At 50.9% G+C, this 13321-nt stretch carries 10 protein-coding genes; 4 read left to right on the top strand and 6 right to left on the bottom strand.

Features of this window, described 5'->3' with window-relative positions; translation table 11 throughout:
- The first annotated feature begins 47 nt into the window (after positions 1-47).
- From AC0YOB_RS04975 to AC0YOB_RS04960, 4 genes are all read left to right on the top strand, one after another.
- Positions 48-2078 carry an alpha-amylase family protein gene (locus AC0YOB_RS04975; RefSeq protein ID WP_475791822.1) on the top strand — a complete coding sequence of 677 codons (2031 nt, stop codon included), beginning with the start codon at positions 48-50 and terminating at the stop codon, positions 2076-2078.
- Between the two features lie 128 nt (positions 2079-2206).
- Positions 2207-3733, top strand: coding sequence for an extracellular solute-binding protein (locus tag AC0YOB_RS04970; RefSeq protein WP_475791821.1), 1527 nt, complete (start codon positions 2207-2209; stop codon positions 3731-3733).
- Between the two features lie 132 nt (positions 3734-3865).
- Complete coding sequence (locus tag AC0YOB_RS04965) at positions 3866-4789, top strand: ABC transporter permease (protein ID WP_475791820.1); 924 nt, start codon at positions 3866-3868, stop codon at positions 4787-4789.
- A gap of 6 nt (positions 4790-4795) precedes the next feature.
- The gene (locus AC0YOB_RS04960) at positions 4796-5704 is read left to right on the top strand and encodes a carbohydrate ABC transporter permease (RefSeq protein ID WP_475791819.1); all 909 of its coding nucleotides are present in this window, start codon (positions 4796-4798) and stop codon (positions 5702-5704) included.
- A gap of 7 nt (positions 5705-5711) precedes the next feature.
- Here the strand turns inward: AC0YOB_RS04960 and AC0YOB_RS04955 are convergent, their stop codons facing one another.
- The 6 genes from AC0YOB_RS04955 to AC0YOB_RS04930 all read right to left on the bottom strand — a co-directional run bounded on the left by AC0YOB_RS04955 (position 5712) and on the right by AC0YOB_RS04930 (position 13288).
- Complete coding sequence (locus AC0YOB_RS04955; protein WP_475791818.1) at positions 5712-7964, bottom strand: helix-turn-helix domain-containing protein; 2253 nt, start codon at positions 7962-7964, stop codon at positions 5712-5714.
- 168 nt (positions 7965-8132) lie between these two features.
- Positions 8133-9557 carry an MFS transporter gene (locus AC0YOB_RS04950; protein ID WP_475791817.1) on the bottom strand — a complete coding sequence of 475 codons (1425 nt, stop codon included), beginning with the start codon at positions 9555-9557 and terminating at the stop codon, positions 8133-8135.
- A gap of 114 nt (positions 9558-9671) precedes the next feature.
- Complete coding sequence (locus tag AC0YOB_RS04945) at positions 9672-11231, bottom strand: extracellular solute-binding protein (RefSeq protein ID WP_475791816.1); 1560 nt, start codon at positions 11229-11231, stop codon at positions 9672-9674.
- A gap of 35 nt (positions 11232-11266) precedes the next feature.
- Complete coding sequence (locus tag AC0YOB_RS04940; protein WP_475791815.1) at positions 11267-12130, bottom strand: carbohydrate ABC transporter permease; 864 nt, start codon at positions 12128-12130, stop codon at positions 11267-11269.
- A 16-nt stretch (positions 12131-12146) separates the two neighbouring features.
- Positions 12147-13112, bottom strand: a complete 966-nt coding sequence (locus tag AC0YOB_RS04935; protein WP_475791814.1) for an ABC transporter permease — start codon at positions 13110-13112, stop codon at positions 12147-12149.
- Between the two features lie 14 nt (positions 13113-13126).
- The gene (locus AC0YOB_RS04930) at positions 13127-13288 is read right to left on the bottom strand and encodes a hypothetical protein (protein ID WP_475791813.1); all 162 of its coding nucleotides are present in this window, start codon (positions 13286-13288) and stop codon (positions 13127-13129) included.
- Between the last annotated feature and the right edge of the window lie 33 nt (positions 13289-13321).

The raw sequence follows: 13321 nt of genomic DNA, 5'->3' as shown, positions 1-13321 counted from the left end.
GTCACTAAGGAACAACAATCCATGAATGTATCGGAGGTATTCGTTCAATGTCCAAATCAATAGAAGCGGAAAGCAGACCGGATTGGTGGGCCAAGCGCCCATGGAGACAAATTCAAACGAACTTGCGGGAAATCGATATGATGGATATCAATGCCGAACAGTTCGTCGCGGATCTCCAGGAATTTAAAGCAACCTCTGTATTGCTTAATGCAGCGGGCATTATCGCCAGTTATCCGACCAAGCTCCCCTTTCAGTTCCAAAGTCCGTTTCTGCAGGGAGACAGTCTGCAGGATATCATTGAAGCCTGCCATAAAGCGGATATAGTCGTGACGGCCAGAACCGACTTCTCCAAGGTCCGCAGACCGGTCTTTGAGCAGCATCCCGAATGGGCATACAAGAGCGTCCAGGGCAATATCGTCGATTACAATGGCGATGTCCATGTGTGCCTGAACAGTGACTACCAGCAGGACTATGCAATCGAGATCATCCGCGAATTGCTGACCACTCATGACTTTGACGGTATTTTCTTCAACATGGGCGGCTATCAGGTGAAGGATTACAGCTACAACTATCATGGAATCTGCCAATGCGACAACTGCCAACGAAAATTCAAAGCTATGTTTGACCTGCCGCTGCCCACTAAGGAGGACATGAAGGATCCGGTATTCCGCAAATACAAGGTATTCAAAAACATTACGCTGCAGGAACACTCCAAACGAATTTATGACGCGATCACAAGCATCAATCCCGACCTGCTCATCTCCAACAACCTTAACCAGCGCAGCGTGTACAGACAGGAATCCAACACGGCGATTGCCCGATCTCTGCCCCATTGGCAATATGATGCTTCCGATAACACCAAATTTGTACTCGGCTCCTATAAGCCCATGATTTCATTAAATACTACGGTTGATTTCATAGATTATCAATACCGTCATGTCGCCGTATCCTCGCATCAGCAGGAGCTCAGGCTGTACCAAAACCTGACCAACGGCGGCGGACTCGATTATTATCTGATTGGGCGGCTCGACAACCATGAGGATAAATCAGGCTATGAAAGGATCAAGAAGGCTTTTCATTACCATGCCGAGCATCAGGACGAATACAGGGATATTGCCTCCAGGTCGACCATTGCATTGCTTAGAGGTCCTGACGGCAGCACAAGCGAATATCAAGGCTGGTTCCGGTTCCTGGCGGAAAATCATTATATGTTCGACGCCATCATGGTGCCGGTGGCCGCCGAGGTGCCGTGGGACAAATTCAAAGCGGTCATTGTCCCGGATTACCAGCCGATCAGCGACGAACTTGCACGTAAGCTCGACGCCTTCGCTGAAGAAGGAGGCGTTGTCATCTCGGTATCGCGCGGCGGTTTTTCCGATGACGCCTACGAGAGACGATCTTCCCCCGCTCTCAAGTGTCTCGGTATTGAGAGAGTGAACGAGATTGTAGAGGATATGACCTCCTCCTGCTTCAAGCTGACCGACAAAACCGGATTCAGCCGTTTCCCTGCGACGGACCTGGCTTATATCGACGGAAGCTATATTTACGCTGACTATGAAGACAAGGTGGAGAAGCATCTGTCCCTGATTCCCCCTCATATGTTCGGACCTCCGGAACGCTGTTATTATACGCAGGTTACGGATCATCCCGGCTTTACAGTCAATCCGTACGGCAAAGGAAAAGGCATCTTCATTCCCTGGCGGCCAGGGTCTCTGTTTCACCGCCAAGGGCATACAAACACGATAGATCTGATCGCGGATTTGCTGGAGCATACCGCCGGGTTGAAGCGCATTGAGGGCAATCTTTCGCCGATGGTCGAAGCCGCCTTGTTTGCCAAGGAGGACGGTTCTTCGGAGCTGCTTCATCTGGTGAACGGGTCGGGGCATTTTGGCGTAACCTTCTATGCTCCGGTTCCGATGTACAATCTTGAAGTCACGATTCCATATGATAAGGAGCACCAACCGCAATCCGTCAAAAGCCTTGTCACCGGCAAAGATTACGAGTTTTCAGCTGGCAGCGGGTCTTTATCGGTTAAGGTCCCGAGTCTTGAGCTGTTCGAGGCAATAAAAATCAGCTGATGGAGAGGCTGGCCGCAAGCCGCTATTGAACGGACTCCCGGCCCGGAGATCTGCTGCAGAGTGGGCTCCTTCGGGTCGGGAAACAGGATCCGTCGTGGATCACACTAACTCAATCGAGGTGTTCCGAGATGACAAGGAAATGGGTCAAAATCAGCCTCCCGTTCATTCTCAGCCTGCTTGTTCTAAATGGCTGCAGCGGAGGCGCAGGCAAGGAGACTGAAGGGACAGCCGACGGAACGGGTACGGCGGCTGAAGCAGAAGCGGGTCCCTTGCCCATCGAAATCATGACCAATTTTACCAATACCATACCCAAGCTGGATAACGCGTATTATTCCGAATTGCAAAAGCTCACAAATACCAAGCTCAATATAACTTTCGTTCTGGATGGAAGCGATTACAATTCCAAGCTGGATCTTGTGCTTGCTTCCGGAGATATTCCCGAAGTATTGAAGGCGGATTTTACCCGGCCAACTTTGGTCAACGCGATCAAAGAAGGCGCCTTTTGGGATTTGACTCCTTTTCTCGGCGATTTCTCCAGCTATCCGAATTTACGTGACAATATGGTTCCAGGCTCCTGGAATTACGTCAAGTATGACGGCAAAATTATGGGAATTCCGAGAAGCAGGGCGCAGATCGACAATACGATCATGATCCGTAAGGATTGGCTGGATAAAGCCAATATTCCGATGCCCGCAACCGTCGACGAGTTTAAAGAGGCGCTGAAAGCCGTCGTGAAAAACAACCCGGCCGGCGGCAACGGTACGATCGGTTATGACATTGCCGATGCGGTGAGCTCCCCTTCCCTGAATGCGGCATTTGGCGTGCCTGAACCGACCTATGATGCGGATGGCGGTCTGATGTATTCGTACTTGACTCCGCAGTTCACCGAGCTGGTGGAGTGGTTCAGGGAGCTTTATGCGGAAGGGCTGATCGCGAAGGAATTCTCCGCACTCACGGTCACGCAGCAAAAAGATTTGTTCAGCTCGGGAAGAGCATTCGCATTCGATGCCAGCGCCTATTACAGCTTCGTATATACGGATAATGTGAAGAAAACCCAACCCGAAGGTAACGTAGTATCCCTGCAGCCTTTGAAAGGTCCCGGAGGCGACGGAGCGATGCTTGATATCGGAACCCGCGGCGGCCAGTACATCAGCAAGAAGGTACCCGAGGAAAAGGTATCGAAAATATTGGACTTCTTCGAAAAAACCGCATCCAAGGAGATCACTGATCTGGGTTACTACGGAAAGGAAGGCGTGCATTACAACAACGTCAATGGCGAGAAGGTCTTGACCGACCTGGGTAAACAGGAAATTACGGTCGACAGCATTGCTGCGCTGACTCCCGCGTACTCCAAATGGGGAAAAGTGGCTTATGCCGGAGCATCCAAGGCTGCAAACGAGGCGAAACAAAAGGATATGGAGATCTATGGCCAAATCGGCAGGACCGACGTGTTCGGGTATTTATATTCCCCAACCTGGGTCGATGTATGGCCAACCTACGAAGCGGAATTGAAAAGCACCCGAATCAAGGCCATTGTGGGCCAAATTACAATGGATCAATATAAGCAATATGTCGATAAGGTTAACGGCGATCCGAAAATCAAGAAAGCCTATCAGGAATTTGCCAAGGATCTTAAGTCGCGTACACAGCAATAGCCGAATCATGATCTCAATTTAAAGACTTCTGTAAGAAGGGTTGGATCTGTCAAGGTCTTTTAAAGTCTTTTAAAGTCTTTTAAAGACCCCAGCTTATCCAACTCTCCTTACCGTTTCGAATGGAGGCTTGTAATGGAGCGAATACTGCCAAATCATAAACGATGGGCCAGAATAAAAAGGAACCGCTACATTTATCTGATGATGTCGGCGGGAATCATCTATTTCTTCCTGTTTAAATTTATACCTGTCTGGGGCCTTCTTCTCTCGTTTCAGGATTATAGCCCCTTCAAGGGCTTCTTCGGCAGCAGTTGGGTTGGATTCAAGCATTTCTCCGATTTATTTCAAAGCGAGCAATTCTATATAATGGCCAGAAATACATTTGTTATCAGTATATTCAACCTTGTTTTCTTCTTTCCTTTGCCTATTCTGCTGGCGTTAATGCTGAATGAGGTGAGACATGAATTATTCAAGAAAGTGAATCAGTCGATTGTCTATCTCCCCCATTTTTTATCATGGGTCATATTGGTCAGTCTCACTTTCTTTGTGTTCTCTTCGGATATCGGCATCGTCAACAAGCTGATTGTCGCTTCAGGAAACCAGCCCGTTTTATTCCTCTCCGAGCCCAAGTTCTTCTGGGTTCTCCTGACGCTGCAAAATATATGGAAGGATGCCGGATGGGGCACGATTATTTTTCTCGCTGCCATCGCCGGGGTCGATCCTGCCCGCTATGAAGCTGCCGTTATTGACGGAGCCAGCCGCTTTCGGCAAATCTGGCATATTACACTCCCGGCGATCCGGCCCACCATTATCATTTTATTGATTCTCCGTTTTGGAAACATGGCGGATGTCGGGTTCGAGCAGGTTCTGTTAATGATGAATCCATTGGTCAGCTCCGTGGCGGATGTGTTTGATACGTATTCGTATACCCAGGGCATTGTGGGCGGAAAAATCAGCGTAGGCATAGCCGTCGGGATGTTTAAAGGAGTAGTCGGACTCGTTATGGTGGTAACCGCGAATAAAATTGTCAAAAAATTGGGATATGAAGGAATTTACTAGTTTTTCATGGATCAACCATTTAACGCGAAGAAGGTGGATTGGATGAGCTTCGTTTACAAAAAAAGGCTGACAGCAGCAGATTGGGTCAACTACAGTGTGCTGACTGCCCTCTCCTTGATATGCATCTTTCCGTTTATCTATATTTTCAGCGTTTCATTCACGGAACCTGCCGTTTATGTGCCTTTGAAATTTTATCTTTTTCCTCCCAGATGGTCACTTGATGCTTATCAATACATTTTGTCTACGCAAAGCTTTATAAATTCCATCAAGAGCACGGCTTTTATTACAGTGGTAGGCACCATTCTGCAGGTTGCCGTTACGTTTACAATGGCTTACGGACTGACGAGGAAAGATCTGGACGGAAGAAAAATCATACTTGGCTTCGTCATCTTTACACTTGTTTTTCACGCAGGCATCGTGCCGAACTATCTGGTTGTGAAAAGTCTCGGCCTGCTCAATTCGTACTGGTCGCTGATCTGGCCCAATCTGACCAATGCATGGACGCTGATTGTCGTTAAAAGCTTCTTGGATTCACTGCCTCCAGAGCTTGAGGAATCGGCAAAGATTGACGGAAGCAATGATGTCGGCATATTTTTCAAAATTGTTCTCCCCTTGTCCATGCCCGCCATTGCAGCCTTCACTCTGTTTTTTGCCGTTTCGCAGTGGAATATTTATTTTAATGCCCTGATCTATATATCCGACGCCAACAAGTGGACATTACAGGTCCTGATTAAAGCGCTTGTGCTGGATTCCACACCGCTCGGCGCTTCCGGGACAGCCGCAGACGGCATTCCCCCTTTGGAAACCGTCCGTATGGCCGCGGTAACCTTCGCGATGGCGCCGATTCTGATCGTTTACCCGTTCCTGCAAAAGTATTTCGCCAAAGGCGTTATGCTCGGCTCGGTCAAAGGATAAAGCCAGCCTAACGGTGATGGTTCCGGTAATCGCTGGGCGACATCTCGAATAACCGCTGGAAGACGCGATTGAAGGAACGGTGCGAAAACCCTGTTTTTGCGGCGATTTGACTGATGGCTTGGTCGCTGTCGAGCAGCAGCCTTGTGGCTTCCTTTAACTTGCATTGGGTCAGATAATCATGAAAGGAAACACCTGTTTCTTTTTTAAACAACCGGCTCAAATAGGAGACATTGATATGGAACAAGGAAGAGCATTCCGTCAGGGAAATATCTTTTTCCAGATTCTCGCCTATATATCTGCACACTTCCTTCACTGCTGCCTTGCCTGCCGTATTATTGCTCTCTCTCATGATCTTCAGATACAAAGGCAGCACCGAGTCGATAAACCATAAGCATATGTCTTCCGAGCTCTGATACGTTCTCAATTGATCAAACAGATCATATTCCAATATACCCAGCGCTGTGCCGCATTTTTTCTCCGCCGAAGACACAAGGGCAGCCAGCAGAACATGATAGCTTTGGTAAACGAAATAGTAGGACTCCGTTCTGATTACGGTTTCGTTGAATTCCCGTACTCCTTGCTCAAATTGGGCGGAGTCGCCGTTAAACAGCGCTTCCGTAATCATTGATTCAATCTCATGCGGATACTTGGGAAACGTCTGCTTGTCAGTCAAGCTGTCATCATAAGAGAGAATGGATTCCGAATCCTTCAGCAAACGAAATTGCAAGGCAAGCTGAGCTTCACGGTAGGACAATGCGATATCCGCTATATGCGGATAAGACCTCCCAATGCCTATGGATGCACGGATATTCAGGTAGGTTTGCAAAGCGGACTGAACCCTTCCGGCATACTTTCCGGCTTCTTGAAGCACAAAATCCGGCGCAGCGTCGCGATCGAAGCATAAAACAGCTATGCCATAGCCGCGGAAGTCATGCAGGACGTATCCCTTCTGAGACATCAGCTCATTCATCACATTCGTTAAAGCGTAGATCAGCAGCGGTTTATCCTTAGACTGAAAACGTCCGCTTTTCCCGAAATCCTCAACTCTGACGAGCAGCACAATATAGGTACAGTCGGCATGAATGCCGTATTCACTGCAGTCTTTGTGCAAGGTGCCCGGGGACAAATAATCTCCTTCCAACAGCTGCTGCATGAATTTTTCGATCAGGGAGAGCTCCGATCTGGCGATCCGCGCGCTCGATAATTGGAGCTGATTGTTAAAATATTCAAGGCATTCGCCAATAAACGATATTTCTTCCTTGTGAATGCCGATCTTGTTTTTGCTCAGCCGTTTGCCGAAGTCTACTAATTGGCCAATCGGATGGTAAGCCCGCCTGGAGTTGAAAATAGTCAGAATAATGCCCATCGCCAGAAATATCGTAACCGCAAAAATCGTTGTCCAGAATATCCAGCGCAGATCCTTTACAATCTCGGAGCGGGAAATAATGGACACGTACGTAATCCCAAGACTGGACTTTCGATAGGAATAAAAGTATTCGTTTCCATTGACATCCATAACCGAGGCATTGCTCGATTGCAGCCGGCTGGTGGCGATCGAACGCGTGACCTCCTCGCCCACCAGATTGTCAGCGCTGGTCTGCTTGTTGGATTGAAACAAGATCTGGTCTGACCTGTTCACAACAAATAGGGACTCGTTGCGGGTGAGCGACAAAATCGTGGAAAGATAGTTATTTATTTGTTCGACTTCCACTTGGGCCACAAGCATTCCCTGAGGATTCAGCGACGTTGTGGGCAATGTCATAATTAATGAGATATAACCGTCTCTTTGGCTTGCCGGAAGATATCGCCAATATGCGCTCTTATGAATATTGCCCAGAACAGCCAGATCATCTCTATACTTGAAATACGACTCATGCACATTAGCCTGCTCGCTGGATAGGATCAGCCTTGAATTCATGTTCATGTAGTATACGTTTTTGATGAACTTGTTGCGGTTAAGCAGCGCGGAGACCTCCGTCAATATGGAAATATTGTTCTGGACTCTCGATGGTTCATCCAGCGTTAAAAAGGATTCGTAAATGGCAGGCTCCAAAGCGCTCTTGGACAAATCCTCCACCACATCGAACATGGCATCATCGATAAACCGTTCAATGATGTCCAGCGAATCCTGGTTATTCGTCTGAATATGTGCAATTTCCCGCTTCATTGAAGTGTTGTAATAGACGATGCTGGCCAGCACAAGGGGCAGACAGACGGATAGACAGCCGAGCCAGATCAGACGATACAAGTAAGATTTCATACCGCACGTCCTCCTTTAGCACTTCATGCTACACAGCTTGATTCTATTCCCGTCAGTCGTCGGACTTCAATGGACAATTATTTACCTTATCCCTTAATAGTGCGATTTTGGCGGATTTATTGGTTTTTTCAAAGCCTGGCCAGCCTGTCTCCTTATATATATTAATCTTCACCTTTTAATAACACGCGGGTGACGCAGCCGGTAAGCGGCAATCGCGGCTCCCAGGCAAGCCAGAAAGCATAATCCGAACAAAATTCTCAAGCGCAGCTCGCCCTTTACGGAGGCCCCGGCCTCCAGATTCAATTGCCCCAGCAGCAAAGCGGCGAGGCCGATTCCGGCGATTTGCCCGAAATAACGGACCATGGCCAGCAGGCTGCCCGCCAGGCTGATCTTGCCGTCCGGCGCTGCGCTCATGATATCGGCGTTGTTCGCGGAATGGAACAGCCCTGTGCCGATGCCGAATAAAACCAGCTGCAAGGCAATCGTCCACACGGTTATTTGCGGCATGCATGCGATGAACAGCATGGACAAGGCACAGCAGGCCGCTCCGCCAGCGATCGGCATCAGGCTGCCGTGCCTGTCGCGGAATGAACCGGCAAAAGGAGCGACAATTCCCACCAGCAGCGGCTGCGCCATGAGCACTCCGCCCGCAGCGGCTACCGGCAAGCTTAACGGCCCCTGCAGATAAAAGGCGATCGGGATCAGCGAGGCGCTCAGCGCCATATTGATGAGAAACGAGCTGAGGTTGCCGAGCCTCACCGTCCGCACGCTCAGCAGGGCGCGGTCCAGAATGCCGGATTGGACGCGTCTGCCGTACAACGCCAGCACAATCAACACGGCGGCGCCCCCCGCAGCCTCGAGCGCAGCCATCGGGGATGAGCTGCCGCTGGCGGTGTCGGCGGCAAGCAGCAGCAGTATGGTGCCCAGCGCCAGAAGCAGCGTTCCGGCAATATCCAGGCGGGCGCCGGCGGATCTGACGCTCTCGCGGGGAAACAGGCGCAGACCGAGCAGGAACGCTGACAGACCGATCGGGACGTTGATCCAGAACAGCCACTGCCAACTGGTCCAGCTGAGCACGAGGCCGCCTGCAGCCGGACCCATTAATGTTCCCGCGGCAATGACAACGGCGTTAAGTCCGAGCGCGCGTCCCCGTTCATGCTCAGGGAACACCTGGCGTACCATCGCCTGGCTGTTGGCCATGATCATTGCCGCCCCGATGCCCTGCAGGCAGCGGGAAGCGATGATCGCGGCAAGACCGGAAGACAGAGCTGCGCATAAAGACCCTGCGGTAAACAACAGGAAGCCGAGGCTATATACCTTTCTCCGGCTCCAGATGTCTGACAATCTTCCGAAGAAAGGCAGCAGCGCGGCCATGACGAGCAGGTAGCTGGTCGCGATCCACTGGATTTGAGCCAGGGAAATTCCAAGCTGCAGTGACATTGTCGGCATGCTGATATTAACGATGCCGACATCCAGAGTGGACATGAATGTACCCATGTTGACGATCAGCAGCACGGTCCATTTGGAGGAGGCAGATGGAATGAGCGTTAACGTTTTCTCCTTGCCGGTCACATTGTATTGACCTTTCTCCAACAGTTATCACCCTCTCCATTACCTTGTTCACACCTTGCCTCAAGAGAATTCAAAACAACCCAGCACCGGATTGGCGCTGGGCATACAGCTTGCAGGCTTGTGCAGTTCTCCGTCTTATTTCTGGGCGCTCTGGGAACGGTCATAGGCCGTTTGATAAACACTGACGATTTTGTCGACGCCGATCTCTTTTAATTCCTCCACATAGCTGTCCCATTCGCTCAAATTCCGCTGGCCGGTAATAAATTTGGCCAGATTCTGGTCGCGGGTTTTCTGCAGCGTTTGGCCTACGGTCGAAATCGTCTCCAGCTCCTCCTGCGTCATCGCGGGCCGCGGCTGCTGCTCGCTGTCATATTTGGGCGCCTGCTCGTAGGCATCCTGAAGCTCTGGCGACGAAAGCGAGAGATGCGCGTCATAATCGAACCACGTATACGTTCCGTCCGTGGAGAGACCGGTTTTCTTGCGCATGTCGGACACATCCGTATAGCCGCCGGTAAATTGCTTCTCGCCGTTGTCGTCCTTGTACGTTTCGCCAGCCTTACCCCAGCTGACCAGCGTCTTGCCTTCCTCGGAATAGAAGAAATCCATATAATGCATGATTTCTTTAATTTTTTTCGAAGTCGTCGTCACCATTATGCCATTCTCCAGGAACTGCGTATAAGCATTTTTCTGCGGACCGCCCGGCCAGCCTGCCGGTGTCGGCATGAACAGCAGGTTGTACTGCGGATTCTGCTTGCGCATCGGCAGATTGAAGAAGTCGACGCGGCTGATATAGTCGGCGGTGACAAAAGCGCGGTCGGTGGACATGAGGTCCTGCCACTGCTTCGTGTCGATGGTCAGGAAATCGGGCGGTATCAACCCTTCTTTATAAAAGGTGTTCAAATACGTAATCATCGTCTTGAAGTTGTCTTCGATTGGTCCGTAGCGCCATTCCTTCTTGTCGAAATCAAAATACACATCATTGGTGCCGTCGTTGCTGTTGGTGCCGAATGCCGGAGCAAAGTTGCGCAAATACTGGAGCCCCTGCCGCCATGCCATGGGGAAGCTGTCCGGATACGCCTCTTTCAGCTTCTTCAGAGCGGCATGCAGCTCGTCCCAGTTCGCCGGCGCGGTCAGACCGTTAGCCTCGAAAATATCGGCGCGGTACATCCAGTTCATCCGGTTGGTTTCGCCGATGCCGTTATTCGGGAAAATATACATTTTGCCGTCGGCGGACATGGCGTTCTGCGAATCGATCGGGAACTGCTCCATCCAATTTTTCAGGTTGGGCATCTCGTCCAGGTAATCCAGGATGTTGACAAGCGCCCCCTGCTGCCCGAATTTATCGGCTGTCTGCTTGTTTTGCGTATACAGCATATCCGGCATATCGCCTGATGCCACGGTCAGATTAAGCGCGTTGTCCAGCTGCGCGTCGGGAGGAACCTGCACATCCAGCGTGACCCCGGTATGTTCCTTGATGTATTTCCATACCGGCCAATCCTTGTTGTACGGCCAGCTGGCATTGGAATAATCAAGGAACGTGAACGTTTGCTCCTTGGGGGCAGCTGCCGGGTTGTCATTGCCTGGCGCCGCCGCGTTGCCGGACGATGGTTCGTTGCTCCCGCTTTGATTGGCGCAGCCTGCCAGCATGGCCGTCGTGAGCGCGGCGGCCAGTACCCACATCTTCATCTTCTTCATCGCGATCAATCTCCTTTTTGGTTTCATCTGCACCTCTACCCCTTCACCGAACCGATTAAGGCTCCCTTGACAAAATACTTCTGGAGAAACGGATAAACCAGCAGGATGGGAACCGTTGAAACGATAATGGTCGCATACTTGAGCGGCTCGTCCAGAACCTGGTTGTCTCCCACATTGGTGCCGCCGCTTGTGACCATCTGCGAAGCCATGACGATATTGCGCAGCACCACCTGAAGCGGATACAGCTGGTCGTTGCGCAAATACAGCAGAGCCGAGTAAAAATTGTTCCAGATGCCGACGGCGTAGAATAGCCCGATCGTCGCGAGAGAAGCGGTGGACAACGGCAGCACGATGCGCACGAAGATGCCGATATCGTTCAGGCCGTCGATTTTTCCCGATTCCTCTACCTCCCTCGGCAGGCCGAGAAAGAAGGTGCGCATAATGATCAAATTCCACGTGCTGATCGCCGTCGGGACAATCATCGACCAGAACGTGTCTACCAGGCCCAGGCTCTTGACGACGAGAAAGGTGGGAATCATCCCCCCGTTGAAGAACATGGTGAAGACGACGAGCATGGTGAACGATTTGTGGAACACCATTTCCTTCTTGGCCAGCGCATACGCCCCCGCCGCCGTAACCAGCAGGGAGAGCGGCGTCCCGACTGCTGCATACAGGATCGTATTGCGGTATGACGACCACAGCCGGGGATCGGTCAGCACGGCATCATAGGCACGCAGGTTAAGCCCGCGCGGCAAAAAATTGATCTGGTTCTTGATCACATACACGTCGCTGCTTAGCGAAACCGAGATCATATAAAGAAAGGGATAGACCGTGGCAAGAATGACGCCAAGCAAGAAAATAACAACCAACACACGGGATACGGACCAGCTGCGATTCACAGGTTACTCCCCCTCTCTACCACAAGCTCGTTTCGCTGATTTTGCGGCTTATATAATTGACCGTATAGATGAAGAACAGGCTGATTATACCCGTAAACAAATCTACCGTCGTGCCGTAGCTGTAATTGCCCAGCGTCAAGCCCGTCCTGTACACGAACGTGCTGAAAATATCGGCGGTCTCATACGTGGCAGGGTTCATCAGCAGGAACACCTTCTCGAAGCCGATGTCGATAATATGGCCGACGTTCAGAATCAGCATAATGACGATGGCCGGGGTGATGCCCGGAATCGTCACATTCCAGAGCTGCTTCCAGCGGCCGGCCCCGTCAATCTCCGCCGCTTCATACAGCTGAGGGTCAATCGCGGTGAGCGCGGCAAGGAAAATAATGGACCCCCACCCGGCATGCTGCCAAATATCGGCCAGCACATAGATCGGGCGGAACCATTCCGGCTGCACCAGCAAATTCACTGGCTGCAGGCCGAACATTTTCACGAAGTGGGCGACGATGCCGGTTGTGGGGGACAGAAACATAACGACCATCCCGACGACCACAACATTAGAAATAAAATGAGGCACATAGCTTACGGTCTGCACGAACCGTTTGAACAGCACCTGCTTGACTTCGTTCAGGCACAGCGCCAGGATAATCGGCATCGGGAAGCCAAACACGACGTTGAAGACGCCAAGCAGGAACGTGTTGCGGAACAGCTGGAAGAATTCGGGGCTTTCGAAAAACATATGGTAATACTTCAGCCCCACCCAGTCGCTGGCCCAAACCCCTTTAAACAGATTGTAATCCTTAAAAGAGATAACGAGGCCGAACATCGGCAAATATTTAAACAGGATATAATACACAAGACAAGGCAGGAATAACAGCAGCAGGTATTTGCTCTGGTTCAGCCTCTTGAAGAATAGGCTCCTCCCGCCACGCTGCGAAGCGGGTACCGTCCATGATTGATCCGCCGGTTTGACCTGCTCCATATGCTTTCCTCCCTTTACGTTGATGAATGCTCCTCCTCGATTGCCAGGAACTCATTGTGCGGAGAAGACGCTGCGATAATCATCGAAGCTGCTCCTGCCGCCTGTGCCGCTGCAGCTGTGCCAAGCTTCTTGCTGCCGGTTAAGTAACCACTCCTGCAGCTGCCGCTCACTTTCACGGGAGCATATCCGAATTTGAGGCATTGGCTTAT

It is taken from the genome of Paenibacillus sp. JT31N17 (genome assembly GCF_056269255.1).
The sequence above is the reverse complement of the archived record's forward strand: the minus strand, read 5'-3'. Positions and strand labels throughout refer to the sequence as shown.

Coding starts and splice junctions, on each gene's coding strand:
- AC0YOB_RS04965 (WP_475791820.1), top strand. CDS start 3,866: ATGGAGCGAATACTGCCAAATCATAAACGATGGGCCAGAATAAAAAGG.
- AC0YOB_RS04960 (WP_475791819.1), top strand. CDS start 4,796: ATGGATCAACCATTTAACGCGAAGAAGGTGGATTGGATGAGCTTCGTT.
- AC0YOB_RS04935 (WP_475791814.1), bottom strand. CDS start 13,112: ATGGAGCAGGTCAAACCGGCGGATCAATCATGGACGGTACCCGCTTCG.
- AC0YOB_RS04975 (WP_475791822.1), top strand. CDS start 48: ATGTCCAAATCAATAGAAGCGGAAAGCAGACCGGATTGGTGGGCCAAG.
- AC0YOB_RS04970 (WP_475791821.1), top strand. CDS start 2,207: ATGACAAGGAAATGGGTCAAAATCAGCCTCCCGTTCATTCTCAGCCTG.
- AC0YOB_RS04955 (WP_475791818.1), bottom strand. CDS start 7,964: ATGAAATCTTACTTGTATCGTCTGATCTGGCTCGGCTGTCTATCCGTC.
- AC0YOB_RS04945 (WP_475791816.1), bottom strand. CDS start 11,231: ATGAAGAAGATGAAGATGTGGGTACTGGCCGCCGCGCTCACGACGGCC.